Origin of the sequence: Corynebacterium sp. TAE3-ERU12 (assembly GCF_019209905.1) — a bacterium.
GTDB lineage: Bacteria > Actinomycetota > Actinomycetes > Mycobacteriales > Mycobacteriaceae > Corynebacterium.
The window spans coordinates 53,599-68,215 of the sequence record NZ_JAHUTM010000003.1 but is presented as its reverse complement, the minus strand read 5'-3'; the positions used below and the strand labels follow the sequence as shown (position 1 = coordinate 68,215).

Below are 14,617 nucleotides of genomic sequence, written 5' to 3'. Positions count from 1 at the left end.
TGGGCCCAATAACGAACCTGGGTGGCGCAATGGGGGTCGACTACCCCCTAATGGACCTAATACCAGCGCCACCAGCTACCAGTACCTGGACCAGAAGCGGGCCAGAATCGGCTTCGTCTGCTGCGAATAAGCCCTCTAGCTGGGTGTTCGCTATCGGCGTACGGCAGGAAGGACGACTGTTGCCCTAGGCGTCGTTAAGCTCAGTAAAAGCCCCGACGCCTATAGGAGTTCCGATGTTCGAGAGGTTTACTGACCGCGCCCGCCGTGTTGTCGTCCTGGCACAGGACGAAGCCCGCGAGCTCAATCACAACTACATCGGCACTGAGCACATTCTGCTCGGCCTCATCAGCGAAGGTGATGGTGTCGCCGCCAAGGCACTGGAATCGATGGGGATCTCTCTAGAAGCAGTGCGCAACGAGGTCGTCGAGATCATCGGCCGCGGCGCCCAGCCGCCCAATGGCCATATCCCCTTCACCCCGCGCGCCAAAAAGGTACTTGAGTACTCGCTGCGTGAGGCCCTCCAGTTAGGCCATAAGTACATCGGCACCGAGCACATCCTGCTCGGCCTCATCCGCGAGGGTGAGGGAGTAGCCGCCCAGGTGCTGGTCAAGCTCGGCGCGGACCTGCCGCGCGTGCGCCAGCAGGTTATCCAGCTGCTCTCCGGCTACCAAGGCCAGGATTCCGACGAGGGATCCGGGGACCAGTCCCGCCCCGTCGGCGCCACCGCAGGTTCGCGCAGCACCGAAGCCGGCCAGCAGTCCGGTTCCCTGGTGCTTGACCAGTTCGGCCGCAACCTCACCGCCGCCGCCCGGGAAGGCAAGCTGGACCCGGTCATCGGCCGTGAGAAGGAAATCGAACGCATCATGCAGGTGCTTTCCCGGCGCACCAAGAACAACCCGGTGCTCATTGGTGAGCCCGGCGTCGGTAAGACCGCTGTGGTCGAGGGCCTGGCTCTCGACATCGTTAATGGCAAGGTCCCGGAGCTGCTCAAGGATAAGCAGCTGTACTCGCTGGACCTGGGTTCCCTGGTTGCCGGCTCCCGCTACCGCGGTGATTTTGAGGAACGCCTGAAGAAGGTCCTCAAGGAAATCAACCAGCGTGGCGACATCATCTTGTTCATCGACGAGATTCATACTCTCGTTGGTGCCGGTGCTGCGGAAGGCGCTATCGACGCCGCCAGCATTTTGAAGCCAAAGCTGGCTCGCGGTGAACTGCAGACCATCGGTGCCACCACCCTCGATGAGTACCGCAAGCACATCGAGAAAGACGCCGCACTGGAACGCCGCTTCCAGCCGGTCAACGTGCCCGAGCCCACGCTCGATATGACCATCGACATCCTCAAGGGCCTGCGCGATAAATACGAGCAGCACCACCGAGTCTCGATTACGGACTCCGCACTGGTTGCTGCAGCAACCCTGTCGGACCGGTACATCAACGACCGCTTCCTGCCGGATAAGGCTGTTGACCTCATCGACGAGGCCGGCGCCCGGATGCGCATCCAGCGCATGACCGCTCCGCCGGAACTGCAGGAGATGGATAGCCGTATCGCCGACGTGCGTCGCGAGAAGGAAGCAGCCATCGACGCCCAGGACTTCGAGAAGGCCGCTGGTTTGCGCGATACCGAACGCACCCTCGGTGAGGAACGTCGCGAGCGGGAAAAGAAGTGGCGCGCCGGTGAGTCCGACGTGATCTCTGAAATCGGTGAAGAGCAGATTGCGGAGGTGCTGGCCAACTGGACCGGCATCCCGGTGTTCAAACTCACCGAGGAAGAGTCCTCCCGACTGCTGCGTATGGAGGACGAACTTCACAAGCGCATCATCGGCCAGAACGAGGCTGTTGCCGCGGTCTCCCGCGCTATCCGCCGTACCCGCGCTGGCCTGAAGGACCCGAAGCGCCCCTCCGGTTCGTTCATCTTCGCCGGCCCGTCCGGTGTCGGTAAGACCGAACTGTCCAAGGCTCTCGCCGAGTTCCTCTTCGGTGAGGAAGACGCGCTCATCCAGATCGATATGGGTGAGTTCCACGACAAGTTCACCGCTTCCCGCCTCTTCGGTGCGCCTCCCGGCTACGTCGGCTACGACGAGGGTGGTCAGCTCACCGAAAAGGTTCGTCGCCGCCCGTTCTCCGTGGTGCTTTTCGACGAGATCGAGAAGGCCCACAAGGAGATTTACAACACCTTGCTGCAGGTGCTTGAAGACGGCCGGCTTACCGACGGCCAGGGCCGCGTGGTGGACTTTAAGAACACCGTGCTGATCTTCACCTCGAACCTGGGTACCTCGGATATCTCCAAGGCCGTGGGTATGGGCTTCTCCGGTGCTGGTGAATCCAGCCGCGAAGGCCAGTACGAGCGGATGAAGAGCAAGGTCAACGACGAGCTGAAGAAGCACTTCCGGCCTGAGTTCTTAAACCGTATCGACGAGGTCGTCGTCTTCCGGCAGCTGTCGAAGGACGAGATCATCGAGATGGTTGATTTCATGCTCAACCGAGTGCGCAACCAGCTGGTCGAAAAGCGCATTGCCCTGGAGGTCTCCGACGCGGCGAAGGAACGTCTCGCCGAGCGTGGCTTCGACCCCGTGCTGGGTGCCCGCCCGCTGCGTCGCACCATCCAGCGTGAAGTGGAAGATAAGCTCTCCGAGCAGATCCTCTACGGCGAGGTCGGCCTTGGCGATACCGTCACCGTTGATGTCGACGGCGAAGAAGGCTTCACCTTCATCACCACCTCCGCTGAGGTCGAAGACGCCGCTGACAAGCCCGACGTGGACACCGCCACCGTGGAGCAAGCCAACGAGGAGCTGAACTCCGAAGAGTAGGGGATAGGTACCGGTTCAGAGCCGGTACCGCCCGCTCTCATCGCGCTGCGCCAACCCATCGGCCAGCAGCGATTCCAATGCCCGATCTCTTTGCTCGGCGTCGTCCCAGACGGCGTCGAGCATTTTTCGTTCCACCGGGGACTCCGCCCCACGCAACACATCCATCAACAACCCACGCACCTGTCGGTCAGTGCCGGTGAATTTCTGCACCCGCTTCTTCGACAACTCTTCAGCACTGGGTTGGGGGCACCCCGCAGCCCGCCAGGCACAAGTCGCCCGCAGTGGGCATTGCCCACACTTTGGGGTGCGCGCAACACACACCAACGCGCCCAACTCCATCAAACCGGCCGAAAACGTCGCGGCGTCCCCGTCGGGAAGCAATTGTGCAACCAGCTTCAGATCAGCCGGGCGGTGCGCACCCGGCAAGAACACACCTTGCTCATGGCGGCGCAGTACGCGGCGCACATTGATATCAACCACCGGCACATCCGCGTGATAGGCAAAAGCCGCCACCGCGCGGGCGGTGTAATCGCCTATCCCAGGCAGCGCCAGTAGGTCTTCCACCTTGTGGGGGACAATATCGCCATGCTGGGTGGCGATTGCCTCAGCGGCTGTATGTAAGCGCTGGGCGCGCCGTGGATACCCAAGCTTGCCCCAGGCGCGGATAACGTCGGCACGCTGCGCGGCGGCAAGATCACTTGGCCGCGGCCACCGGTTCATCCACTCCACCCACTGTGGCGCCACCCGGGACACTGGGGTTTGCTGGCTCATCACCTCGCTGACCAGCACACCCCAGGCGGTAGTGCCCGGACGTCGCCACGGCAGGTCGCGGGCGTGGATCGCGAACCAGTCAATGACCGTGTGTGGGTCAAGTGGTGTTGTCTTGTCCGAATTAGGCACGTGGTGAGCCTAATCACGCACAATGGGAAGCATGACTCGCACCCCCCAAAGCGTCTGGCAGGAATTACAAGAGGGCAACCTCCGATTCATGCGGGACGAGTCCGCGCGCCGGCAGCAGAATTCCACCCGCCGCAGTGAACTCACCAGCGGACAGCACCCTAAGGCTGTTGTTCTGGCCTGTTCGGATTCCCGGGTGCCGGTAGAAATCATCTTCGACCAAGGCCTCGGCGACCTGTTCGTGATCCGCACCGCCGGACAAATCACGGACCTATCCGTGCTCGCTTCCTTGGAGTTCGCCGTGGTCAGCTTGGGGGTGCCCATGATCTGTGTGCTCGGCCATGAGTCCTGCGGCGCGGTGAAGGCCGCCCATTCTGCGCTGCTCGGCGGGGAGATGCCTTCCGGTTTTCAGCGGGTGCTGATTGAGAAAGTCACCCCGTCACTGTTGGCGGCCCGCCGCGATGGGCAGACCGCCGGGCACGAATTCGAGTCCCGCCATGTCGCCGAGATTGTGGAACACCTCATTGACCGTTCCCCGGAGATCCAGCAGCACCTGGCCGATGGCACCGTCGGTGTGGTGGGGATGCGCTACCGGCTTTCCGACGGATTGGCGCAACCTGTAGTTGCTCGGGGAGTCGACATCAGTTCCGCCGATGAGACCGTTAGTCTGAAGAAGTGACGAATCAGCAGCTTCCCCCCGAGGTCTACCGTCGGCGCCGTATTGCGGCAATTGCCCTGCTTGCCGTACTGCTGCTCGTGATTGTCGCCCTGGTGAAATGCAGCACCTCTGGTGACGAGACCGATACCGACACCGAACAGGCAGCCAATACCCCCAAGGTCACTGCCACTCGCACTGATGGTTCTGAAGTGACCACTGTCCCAGGTGAGAAGGACGAAGAGTCCACTGTTGCCGCCCCGTATGAGACCACGTCGACGCGAGAAACCATCGACAAGGACGAGTGCGAGCCCGGCGATATTCAGCTGAGCATTGAGTCTGACCAGCCGACTTATTCGGCCGACCAGAATCCACAGTTCAGCCTGACTCTCTATAACCCCACCCGCGGTGATTGCACGATCAACCTCGATGAGCAGACTCTTCGCTTCGAGGTGTTCAATATGGTCGACTATTCCCGCATCTGGTCCGACCTGGATTGCCACGAGTCCGAGGGCACTGGTGTAGAAACCATCGCCCCGGAGGAAGAAGTCGTCTACACCGTGCGTTGGTCCCGCCTGGGCTCCGCCCCGGGGGCGTGCTCGTCGAGTGAGCGTCAGCCCGCACCTGCCGGCGGCTACTTGGTGTATGGCCTAGTCGGTGAGCGCAATACTGAGCCGTACACGTTTAACCTGCGCTAACTAGCCGACGGTGGCGGAAAGTGCCTCGGCTATGGTGCCGACGCGCACTGCCTGCACCCCGGCGGGCACATCTGCGCCTTGCGGGACAATGGCGCGGGTGAAGCCCATCCGTGCGGCCTCTTTGAGCCTACGGTCAATATCGGGCACCCGACGTACCTCCCCGGCCAGCCCTAACTCGCCAAGCGCAATGGTTTTCGCGCTGACTGCTTTATCCGCCGCCGAGGATGCGATAGCGATCGCGATGGCCAGGTCTGCGGCGGGTTCATTCAGTTGCATGCCGCCGACCGTTGCGACGTGTAATTCCCGGTCCGCCAGGGCTTTCAACCCGCCGTGCTGCTGCATAATTGCCGCGATCATCGGCACTCGTCGTGGGTCCAGCCCGGTCACATTGCGCCGCGGATTGTGTTGCTGAGTATCCACAACAAGGGCTTGTACCTCGGCGAGCAGGGGGCGGCGCCCATCGACAGCGACGGTGATGGCGGTACCGGGGGCGGGGCTGCGGTGATGCAGGAACAGGCCGGTGGGGTCGGGGACTTCCCGGATTCCGTCGGTGGTTTGTTCAAAGCAGCCGACCTCGTCGGTGGCGCCGAAACGGTTTTTGATGCCGCGTAGGAAGCGCAGTCCGCTATGGCGGTCGCCTTCGAAATTGAGGACCGCGTCCACCAGGTGTTCCATGGTGCGGGGGCCGGCGACGGTGCCGTCTTTCGTCACATGCCCTACGACCAGCACCGCGATGCCGGACTCCTTGGCTAAGGAGGTCAGGGCGGCGGTGACCGCACGGGCTTGGGCCACACCCCCTCGGGTGCCTTCGACCCCGGTGGCCTGCATGGTCTGGACTGAGTCCACGATGAGTAAGCCGGGGCGTTGTTCGAGGGCCGCTTCGATGACTCGGGAGATATCGGTATCGGCCACCAGCAGCAGATTGTCGTGCAGTGCGCCGGTGCGCTGTGCGCGAAGTGCCACCTGGCCGGGGGATTCCTCCCCGGTGACGTAGAGGGCCGCGCTGTTTCCGGCCGCTGCCCAGCGGTGGGCAACCTCAAGGAGGAGGGTGGACTTTCCGACGCCGGGTTCGCCGGCGAGGAGCAGCACTGAGCCGGGGACCACGCCGAGGCCTAAAACGCGGTCGAGTTCACCGATGCCGGTGGGGATTGCTTTGGCCTCATTGGGGTCGATGCCGGTTATTGGCCGTGCCGTGGCGGCCCCGGAACCAGTGCGTAGACCCCCTGAAGACACCGAAGCGGCAGCTGGGGCCTCCTCGAGAGTGCCCCAGCTGCCGCAGGACGGACAGCGTCCTACCCACTTAGAAACTCGGTGCCCGCAGGAGGAACACCGGTAGTCCGCGCCCTTTTTCGCCAATTATTTAGTGGTGCTCGCCGTTTTTGTGCTCGCCGGTCTTGTGGTCGCTGCTGTGGTGCTTACCGTCCTCTTTGCCGCGGTCGCGGTGCTCACGGTCGGCGCTACCGGCGTCCGGGATGTAGGCGGAGACGGTGCTGAAGACCTCGATGGTCTCGATTTTGCCGGTGTTGTCGGCGAAGGTGAAGGTGATGGTGCGGTTCAGGCCCGCAGCGCTGGAGTCGGAGCCGACCAGGGTGGAGCTGTCCAGGTCGGTGATGAGGTAGTTAATGCAGCTGCCGTTGTCCTCCGCGCCTTCAGCGATGACGTCGATATCGCGGGCGGTGGTGGCGACCAGGGAGCAACCATGCGGGATCTCCAGGTCCTGCTTGTCGTAGCCGGCAGCGCCCTTGGTCTTGGCCTTCGGGCTGAGCTTGACATCGCCAGCGCCCTCGACGGAGACCGACTTGAGGGTGTAGGTGATATCGGAGCGTTCCTGGTTCACGGCGGTGAACTTCAGGGCTGCGTCGTTCGTGCCCGGATCAATAACAACCTGAGCGTCACGGATGGCGATGCCACCGGGGATGGCGGGCTGTTCATTCTGGGCACCGTCGACAGCGGCGACCTGATCAGCGGTCTGCGAAATCTGGCCAGAGCTGCACGCGGCCAGTCCCAGAGCACTAACAAAAGCAACGGTGGCGATGGTGCCGCGGCGGGCTGCCGACTTGAGGGTCATAACTACGGAGCCTCCATGGGGAAGGTAGGTGATTTCCTACAACCTTAACGTCCTTATAGCTTCTTCTCATATTACCTGTGTAGGGCTGGGGGTAATAAATGCCCGTGCTATTCTGGGTGGCCGTTGAAAGGGGCGTGTACGTACATGGAGTTTAAGGTCGGCGATACCGTCGTCTACCCGCATCACGGGGCAGCCAAGGTTGAGGACATCGTCCAGCGTGAGATGGGCGGAGAAACGGTCGATTACCTGGTCCTGGAGATTCTCCAAAGCGACTTGAGCATCCAAGTTCCGGCCAAAAACGCCGAGCTCGTCGGCGTGCGCGACGTCGTCGGTGAAGATGGCCTGCGCAAGGTTTTTGCTGTGCTGCGGGAGACTGACGTCGAAGAGGCAGGCAACTGGTCGCGCCGTTATAAGGCCAATCAGGAACGTCTTGGTTCCGGCGATATTAATAAGGTTGCCGAGGTTGTTCGTGACCTTTGGCGCCGCGACCAGGACAAGGGCCTGTCCGCCGGTGAGAAGCGCATGCTTTCTAAGGCTCGTCAGGTGCTTGTCGGTGAGCTTGCTTTGGCCGAAGGTATCGACGAGGAAAAGGTCACTGACCTGACCACGAAGATCCAGGCCACCATCGAGCGGCATGCCACGATCGGTGAGCCGGATGAGCCTGTTGAGGCTGTCGACCTAGACGCGCGTTAAGGATGTCCGGGCGCCCGCTATGCTCGTGGGCGTGACTTTCCAGATTTACGACACCGCCACCCGCACGCTGCGGGACTTCACACCGCTACGCGAAGGCCATGCGTCGGTGTATCTATGCGGTGCCACTCCGCAGGCCAAGCCGCATATCGGCCACCTGCGTTCTGGCGTCGCTTTTGATGTTCTGCGGCGCTGGTTGGAAGCTAAGGGATATGACGTTGCCTTCGTGCGCAATGTCACCGATATTGATGACAAGATCCTCACCAAGGCCGCTGAAAATGGTCGGCCCTGGTGGGAGTGGGTGTCTACCCACGAGCGTGCCTTCACTGATGCTTATAACCTCTTAGGGGTCATCCCGCCGAGTATTGAGCCGCGCGCTACTGGCCACGTCACCCAGATGGTGGAGTACATGCAGCGGCTTATCGACGCTGGCTTCGCCTACGCTGCCGACGGTTCGGTCTACTTCGATGTGGCTGCCTGGTCGGCTGCGCAGGATTCTGATTACGGCCATCTCTCAGGTAACCGGGTTGCTGAGATGGAGCAGGGGGAGCCGGAGTCGCGTGGTAAGCGCGGTCCGCATGATTTCGCCCTGTGGAAGGCTTCCCGCCCGGGTGAGCCGTCGTGGCCTACCCCGTGGGGTGCTGGTCGCCCCGGTTGGCACCTCGAGTGCTCGGCGATGGCTACGTACTATTTGGGCGCCACATTCGATATTCACTGTGGCGGGTTGGATCTGCAGTTCCCGCACCATGAGAACGAGATCGCCCAGTCCCATGCGGTCGGTGATGGTTTCGCCCAGTACTGGATGCATAACCACTGGGTGACCATGGCTGGCGAGAAGATGTCGAAGTCGTTGGGCAATGTGCTGTCGGTGGACCACATGCTGGAGATGGTGCGCCCGGTGGAGCTGCGCTACTACCTTGGCAGCGCTCATTACCGCAGTGTGTTGGAGTACTCGGAGGATTCCCTGAAGGAGGCCGCAGCCGGCTACCGCCGGATCGAGGCATTCCTGCAGCGCGTTGGTGCCGTCGCCATCGGCGAGCCGACTGCCGAGTTCAGTGCTGCGATGGATGCTGATTTGGCGGTGCCGCGGGCGCTGGCGGAGATCCACAATGCGGTGCGCCGTGGCAATCAGTTGCTTGCCGACGGTTCCGCCGAGGCGACACAGGTCGCCGGCCAGGTGCGCGCCATGTGCGCCATTTTGGGCTTTGACCCCTGCGCTGAGCAGTGGGCCAGTGCCAGCAGCGATGATGATGGCGCCCACCGCGCGCTGGATATCCTGGTCCAGGAACAACTTGAATTACGTACTGCCGCCCGTGCTGAGCGGGATTGGGCAACTGCCGATGCGGTACGCGACCGGCTGGCACATGCTGGCATTGAGGTCACTGACACCCCGGACGGCCCACAGTGGGCGCTGTCCGGCGAGGAGAACTAAATGGCAGGCAATTCCAAGCGCAAAGGCGCGACCCGTAAAACCAATAAGAAGGGCCCCGAAGCCGGTAGTGGCGGCGCCCGTCGGCGTGGCCTGCGCGGCAAAGGGCCCACCCCTAAGGCCGAAGATCGCGTCTACCACAAGGCCCACCAGCGCAAAATGGAGCAGCGTCGGCGCGCCCAGGGCCGCCACGAAAAGCCGGAAGGCCCTGAGCTTGTTGTCGGCCGCAACCCAGTTGTCGAATGCCTGCGGGCGAAGGTCCCCGCGGCCCAGTTGTTTGTCGCACTGGGCACCGATAATGATGAGCGGCTGACTGAGGCAGTGCGTGTCTGCGGCGACCGGGGCATTGCCATTACTGAATTGCCGCGCCATGAGCTTGACCAGATGGTCGGCAACTCCATGCACCAGGGAATTGGCCTGCAGATTCCGCCGTACCAGTACGCCGATGTGCAGACCTTGCTGGAGCGTGCAGAGTCCTCGGGGCGCCCGGGCCTGATCGTCTGTCTGGACAACATCACCGACCCACGCAACCTCGGTGCGGTTATCCGGTCCGCAGCCGCATTCGGTGGCCACGGTGTGGTCATCCCGGAGCGTCGCTCCGCTGCGGTGACAGGTGTGGCCTGGCGTACCTCCGCTGGTGCGGCGGCACGCCTTCCCGTCGCCCGTGCCACCAACCTGGTGCGTAGCCTGAAGGAATTGCAGAAGGCTGGTTACCAGGTTGTTGGTCTCGACGCCGGTGGGGACTGCACCCTCGACGATTACGATGGCACCACCCCCACGGTCGTGGTGGTCGGTTCTGAAGGCAAGGGCCTGTCCCGCCTCGTCCGGGAGACCTGCGACACCATCATTTCGATCCCGATGTCGGCTGGTGTGGAGTCGCTCAATGCCTCCGTCGCGGCTGGTGTCACCCTGTCCGAATTCGCGCGACAGCGTCGGGCTGCTCTGAAGTAGTGCCCGCGCCGATCATCAAGTGGGCTGGTGGTAAACGCCAGCTCCTGCCCGAGATTCGCTCCCGTGTGCCCGAGGACTATGGCCGCTACCTAGAGCCTTTTATTGGTGGCGGGGCGGTACTTTTCGACCTCGCGCCCGAACGTGCTGTGGTGGGGGATATCACCGCAGGACTCATCGAGCTCTACGAAGTGATCCGCGATGATGTCGATGCCGTCATCGACCGGCTGCGCACTCATGCTGCCCAGCACAGTGAGGAACACTTCTACCTGGTGCGCGCCTGGGATCGGCAGCCCGGTTTTGCTGGCCGCCCCGCTGTGGACCGTGCCGCACGCATGTTGTACCTCAATAAGACCTGCTATAACGGGCTGCACCGCGTCAACCGGCAGGGCCAATTCAATGTCCCCTACGGGCGTTATGTCTCCCCAAATATCGTCAACGAGGACGGACTGCGCGCAGTTCACGATTACCTCAGCAGCGCCGACGTTAGCTTTAACGTGGCGTCTTTTGAACAGACCTGCGCCGCCGCGCAACCCGGCGATTTCGTCTACCTCGATCCGCCCTATGACACCGTCAGCGATACCGCGAATTTCACCAGCTACGCCCAGGACGCATTCGGCAAAAAAGAGCAACAGCGACTCAAAGAAGTCTGTGATGATCTCGACCGCCGGGGTGTGTATTTCTTGCTCTCGAACTCAGCAACTGAGTTCATCCGAGAGCTCTACGCCACCTACCGGGTAGATATCGTCAAAGCTGGTCGCGCGATCAATTCCAATGCTTCCCGCCGCGGCAAAGTCAACGAGGTTTTAGTGCGCAATTATGCTTAATGACGATGCCTGGCAGCGTGTGTGCGACGCCCTTGACCTGCCGGGGCGCACCGCCGGCGGCAGCTTAGCCACCGTCACTGCCGACGAGCTGAAACGCTACGGCCACCGTGAACCTCGGCTGATGGCCAAGATTGATCACCGTGGGCAGCTGCCCGCACCATTCGTCGAGCATAAGTGGGGAATTCTTCCGGTCGCCCGTGGCCGCTACGTCATCGGGCACTTCGAGATGTTTTCCACCATGCCCGCCCCCGCAGGCCCCGCCCAGGCCTTGCCGGATATCTCCGCACTAGAGACCGTCTCCGCGCGATCGGGGTTGGGGGAGACCGCGGCGCTGTTCGTCCTGCATTCCTCCGGGGCCTTAGCGCAATTCGCCCAGGAAGAAAACGCCACGGTGACCTTCTTCGGCCGGCGCGGCAGCGGTGATTTCGACTTCACCATCGGGTCCAAGACCGATATCTCTGTCTCCGGGGCCCAGATGGAAATCGACGCCGTCGTGGAATGTCCCGAATCCATCCTGCTTATCGAGGCTAAACGCGAAGGCGACGGCACCTTCGTCACCCGGCAGCTCTACTACCCCTACCGGGCATTATCGGCCCAGTACCGCAAACCTATCCGGCCGATGTACCTCATTGTGGGTGATTCAAGCCTGCGCCTGGTCGAGTTCGAATTCACCGACCCCCACGACTACGGCTCCATCCGCGAATTACGCCAATCCCGCTACGTCTTCACTTCTTGGCGGGACACCTCCCTCACCGAGCTCGCAGCCGGGCAACCAGCGCGCCGCCCGCCCGATCTGCCGTTCCCGCAGGCCGATTCCATCGACCGCCTGATCCGCATAGTCACCGCGGGAACTACCGATTCAGATCTGCTGTACGAGGAGCAGGCCTTCGTGCCGCGCCAGTCCGCCTACTACCTCAATGCGGCCCGCTACCTGGGGTTCCTTGACGGTGACCGGCTTACCGACGTGGGCCGCGAACTTATCGACCTACCCGCCCCACGCCGGTCCCTGGTGGTGGCTAAACAGATCCTGGCGCTGACCCCATTTCGCCGGGCCCTTGCCGGTGTGGACCCGGAAACTGTCGTCGCCGAGGCCGCCCCCGGACTCAGCGGGAACACCATCCGCCGCCGTGCCCGCACCGTGCAGGCCTGGATGGACTGGTTGCACGAGCAGGAGGCGGCTAGCTACGCGTTAGACGTCGGCCCTGAACTGTGTTGATCACCCGGCACACCACGTAGATGAAAAAGGAAATGCCGGTGACGAAAACACTGACCGGCATCCCGGGCGCCAAGGACAGCAACACACCACCCACAGCGGCCAACTCGGCGAAAACGACGGATAACACCATCGCCCGCAGTGGGGAAGCAGTCACCTGTACCGCCGCCGCGCCGGGGGTGATAAGCAGCGCGGTGATCAGCAAGGCACCAACGATCTGCACTCCCTGGGCGGCAGTGAGCCCAGCCAGGACCGCGAACAGGGCCGACATTGTTTTCACCGGCACCCCGGTCGCCGCAGCTAATTGTGGGTCCGCTGAGGCAAAAAGCAATGGCCGCCAGAACACCGCCACGGTGAGCACCACCACGATCGCCACCGCGGCCAGGACCTTCACTGAGGCGGACGTCAAACCCACGATCTGGCCGGTGAGTAGCGCAAACGCAGTCGAGGTCCGGCCCGGGTAGAGGTGAATGAACAGCACCGACAGGCCCAGTCCGAAGCTCAACAGCACACCGACGGCGGCGTCATCACCACGCCTGCTCATCACCCCGAGTACCGCCGCGGCCAAAACCGAACCGACAATGGCGCCACCACCAACAGATACCCCCAGCAGCAGTGCGGCTGAAGCGCCCATGAGCGCCAGCTCAGAGGTGGCGTGCACGGTGAAGCTCATCGAACGCATCACCACCAGTGGGGCAATGACGCCGGAGACTATGCCCAAGATCGCTGCGGCAATAAGTGCTGACTGCACGAACCCAACGGACAACAGTTCCACCATCACAGCACCACCAGCTTCCCTTCGACCTCAGCGACGGTGATATCGGATTGGTACAGCTCGGACAGGGTTTCTGAGGTCATGATCTCGCGGACCGGGCCGACCCGATGCCCGTGATCGGTGAGATAGAGCACCCGGTCGCACACATCGAGAATGGGATTAATGCCGTGGGTGACAAACACCACCGCAGTGCCGTATTCGCGCCGCCGCTGGTCAAACCGCTCCACCGTGCGGGCCTGCGCGGTGGGGTCCAGGCTGAGCAGCGGCTCATCGCACAACAGCAGGTCCGGGTTGCGCACAAAAGCCTGCGCTTGCCGCACCAACTGCTGTTGTCCACCGGATAAGGCACCCACCCGGCGGTTAAGTAAATGCCCAGCGCCGACGTGTTCGAGTGCGGCAACAGCAGCCCGGTCGCGGCGGCGTCGGATAATGCCGTGGTCGCCGCTGAGCGCCACCAGATCCCGCGCCCGCATCGGCAGCTGTGGGTCGAACATTTTCTGCTGGGGGATATACCCCACCTGGCCGGTGGTGCTAATAGAACCACCGGTGAGCGGCCGCAGCCCCAGGGCGGCGGTCAATAATGTGGATTTGCCGACCCCGTTTGGCCCCAATACGGCCAAGAACTCACCGGCGGCAACCGCAAAGTCGAGGCCTTCCCACAGTGGCGCCATCGCCGCATTGCGGCAGGTTAAAACGCTCACTCGTCGATGGCCTGCAGTGCTTGGACGGTCTGGAGGTACAGGTCGAAGAAATTCTGTCCCTCGGCCGGAGTTTCGTACACCTCCACCACCGGGATGCCCTTGGCCTCAGCGGTTTCGCGCAGGCGCTTGGAGACCTGGTCGGTGGTCTGCGGGGAATCGATCAGCACATCCAGGTCGCCGGAATCGATCAGTTCCAGGAAGGCCTGCACATCGCGTGCCGACGGGGTGGATTCGGCCAAGGTGGCCTTACGGAAACCCTCCGGGGTGGCCTCAATGGCATCAGTGCCGTCGAGGATGCCGTCGGCAAGCGGGTGAGTCTGGGCTACCCGGATCTCGCCGACCTTCGACTTCGCCTTCTTGATCTCATCGACGCGCTCATCTACGGCATCGGGGTCGCCGGCGCCGACAGCGTCGGCAAGCTCCTCGGCGACCTCCTCTAAGGCGTCGGTGTCGTACCAAATATGCTCGTTTTCGACTTGTTCGTCCTCATCGAGGGCGACGATGACCTTCGCGTCGGTGTCCATCGCGGCTTCGGTAAGCCACAGGTCATAGTGGCCGCCGCCGGCGACGAGCACATCGGCGTCCTCAACCAGAGCCATATCCGCGGCGGTGGGCTCGTAGGAATGCGGGTCAATGTCCTGCCCAGAGATGATGGGGCGCACCGAGATGGTGTCCTGGCCGGCCAGGACGACGTTGGCGACATCGCCCCACACGGTCGTTGAGGTAACAACGCGGGTGGTGATGGCGTCGTCATTGGCGGCTTCGGTGCTGTCCGGGGCGCTGGAGCAGCCTGCCAGCAGGCTCGTGGCAGCAACAATGCAGATGAGGTGGCGTGTCATATTCCATATTCAAACACGAGATGAAAAAAGTTCCCAATAGCAGGTGTTGTGTAAATTTGGTGCCGTGACC

14 protein-coding genes are annotated in these 14,617 nt (G+C 62.5%); 8 read left to right on the top strand and 6 right to left on the bottom strand.

What is annotated here, in order from left to right; all coding sequences use genetic code 11:
* The first annotated feature begins 233 nt into the window (after nt 1-233).
* Nucleotides 234-2,807: an ATP-dependent Clp protease ATP-binding subunit gene (locus tag KRX51_RS08285; RefSeq protein ID WP_218362674.1), complete on the top strand. Its 2,574-nt coding sequence runs from the start codon at nt 234-236 to the stop codon at nt 2,805-2,807.
* 15 nt (nt 2,808-2,822) lie between these two features.
* Here KRX51_RS08285 and KRX51_RS08280 read toward each other — a convergent pair whose 3' ends face one another.
* Nucleotides 2,823-3,707, bottom strand: coding sequence for an A/G-specific adenine glycosylase (locus tag KRX51_RS08280; RefSeq protein ID WP_370625077.1), 885 nt, complete (start codon nt 3,705-3,707; stop codon nt 2,823-2,825).
* Between the two features lie 31 nt (nt 3,708-3,738).
* Here KRX51_RS08280 and KRX51_RS08275 point away from each other — a divergent pair, with 31 nt between their 5' ends.
* Both KRX51_RS08275 and KRX51_RS08270 read left to right on the top strand, forming a co-directional pair.
* Nucleotides 3,739-4,383, top strand: coding sequence for a carbonic anhydrase (locus KRX51_RS08275; RefSeq protein ID WP_255549573.1), 645 nt, complete (start codon nt 3,739-3,741; stop codon nt 4,381-4,383).
* The gene (locus tag KRX51_RS08270; RefSeq protein WP_218362672.1) at nt 4,380-5,057 is read left to right on the top strand and encodes a hypothetical protein; all 678 of its coding nucleotides are present in this window, start codon (nt 4,380-4,382) and stop codon (nt 5,055-5,057) included. Before KRX51_RS08275 ends, KRX51_RS08270 begins: the two co-directional genes overlap by 4 nt.
* Here KRX51_RS08270 and radA read toward each other — a convergent pair whose 3' ends face one another.
* Together radA and KRX51_RS08260 are read right to left on the bottom strand one after the other, a co-directional pair.
* The gene (gene radA, locus KRX51_RS08265) at nt 5,058-6,413 is read right to left on the bottom strand and encodes a DNA repair protein RadA (protein ID WP_218362671.1); all 1,356 of its coding nucleotides are present in this window, start codon (nt 6,411-6,413) and stop codon (nt 5,058-5,060) included.
* 4 nt (nt 6,414-6,417) lie between these two features.
* Nucleotides 6,418-7,125 carry a hypothetical protein gene (locus KRX51_RS08260; protein WP_218362670.1) on the bottom strand — a complete coding sequence of 236 codons (708 nt, stop codon included), beginning with the start codon at nt 7,123-7,125 and terminating at the stop codon, nt 6,418-6,420.
* A 144-nt stretch (nt 7,126-7,269) separates the two neighbouring features.
* Here KRX51_RS08260 and KRX51_RS08255 point away from each other — a divergent pair, with 144 nt between their 5' ends.
* From KRX51_RS08255 to KRX51_RS08235, 5 genes are read left to right on the top strand one after another with little or no spacing between them, the layout of a single operon-like run.
* Nucleotides 7,270-7,818, top strand: coding sequence for a CarD family transcriptional regulator (locus KRX51_RS08255; RefSeq protein ID WP_218362669.1), 549 nt, complete (start codon nt 7,270-7,272; stop codon nt 7,816-7,818).
* A gap of 31 nt (nt 7,819-7,849) precedes the next feature.
* Nucleotides 7,850-9,247 (top strand): cysteine--tRNA ligase, encoded by a 1,398-nt coding sequence (cysS, locus tag KRX51_RS08250; protein WP_218362668.1) that lies wholly within the window; start codon nt 7,850-7,852, stop codon nt 9,245-9,247.
* Entirely contained in the window at nt 9,248-10,195 is a 948-nt protein-coding gene (rlmB, locus tag KRX51_RS08245) for a 23S rRNA (guanosine(2251)-2'-O)-methyltransferase RlmB (RefSeq protein ID WP_218362667.1), read from the top strand.
* Nucleotides 10,195-11,019, top strand: coding sequence for a DNA adenine methylase (locus KRX51_RS08240; protein ID WP_218362666.1), 825 nt, complete (start codon nt 10,195-10,197; stop codon nt 11,017-11,019). Before rlmB ends, KRX51_RS08240 begins: the two co-directional genes overlap by 1 nt.
* Complete coding sequence (locus KRX51_RS08235) at nt 11,012-12,235, top strand: hypothetical protein (protein ID WP_218362665.1); 1,224 nt, start codon at nt 11,012-11,014, stop codon at nt 12,233-12,235. The genes KRX51_RS08240 and KRX51_RS08235 overlap by 8 nt, the downstream gene beginning before the upstream one ends.
* Here KRX51_RS08235 and KRX51_RS08230 read toward each other — a convergent pair.
* The 3 genes from KRX51_RS08230 to KRX51_RS08220 are packed head-to-tail and all read right to left on the bottom strand — an operon-like array spanning nt 12,198 to nt 14,547.
* Nucleotides 12,198-13,010, bottom strand: a complete 813-nt coding sequence (locus tag KRX51_RS08230; protein ID WP_218362664.1) for a metal ABC transporter permease — start codon at nt 13,008-13,010, stop codon at nt 12,198-12,200. The genes KRX51_RS08235 and KRX51_RS08230 overlap by 38 nt on opposite strands.
* Nucleotides 13,010-13,708 carry a metal ABC transporter ATP-binding protein gene (locus tag KRX51_RS08225; RefSeq protein WP_370625076.1) on the bottom strand — a complete coding sequence of 233 codons (699 nt, stop codon included), beginning with the start codon at nt 13,706-13,708 and terminating at the stop codon, nt 13,010-13,012. The genes KRX51_RS08230 and KRX51_RS08225 overlap by 1 nt, the downstream gene beginning before the upstream one ends.
* Nucleotides 13,705-14,547 (bottom strand): metal ABC transporter solute-binding protein, Zn/Mn family, encoded by an 843-nt coding sequence (locus KRX51_RS08220; RefSeq protein WP_218362663.1) that lies wholly within the window; start codon nt 14,545-14,547, stop codon nt 13,705-13,707. The genes KRX51_RS08225 and KRX51_RS08220 overlap by 4 nt, the downstream gene beginning before the upstream one ends.
* Nucleotides 14,548-14,617: the final 70 nt, after the last annotated feature.

Bases quoted from the DNA above. Each gene is read 5' to 3' on its own strand.
- rlmB (WP_218362667.1), top strand. From the start codon at position 9,248: ATGGCAGGCAATTCCAAGCGCAAAGGCGCGACCCGTAAAACCAATAAG.
- KRX51_RS08230 (WP_218362664.1), bottom strand. From the start codon at position 13,010: ATGGTGGAACTGTTGTCCGTTGGGTTCGTGCAGTCAGCACTTATTGCC.
- KRX51_RS08275 (WP_255549573.1), top strand. From the start codon at position 3,739: ATGACTCGCACCCCCCAAAGCGTCTGGCAGGAATTACAAGAGGGCAAC.
- KRX51_RS08260 (WP_218362670.1), bottom strand. From the start codon at position 7,125: ATGACCCTCAAGTCGGCAGCCCGCCGCGGCACCATCGCCACCGTTGCT.
- KRX51_RS08235 (WP_218362665.1), top strand. From the start codon at position 11,012: ATGCTTAATGACGATGCCTGGCAGCGTGTGTGCGACGCCCTTGACCTG.
- KRX51_RS08220 (WP_218362663.1), bottom strand. From the start codon at position 14,547: ATGACACGCCACCTCATCTGCATTGTTGCTGCCACGAGCCTGCTGGCA.
- KRX51_RS08255 (WP_218362669.1), top strand. From the start codon at position 7,270: ATGGAGTTTAAGGTCGGCGATACCGTCGTCTACCCGCATCACGGGGCA.
- KRX51_RS08285 (WP_218362674.1), top strand. From the start codon at position 234: ATGTTCGAGAGGTTTACTGACCGCGCCCGCCGTGTTGTCGTCCTGGCA.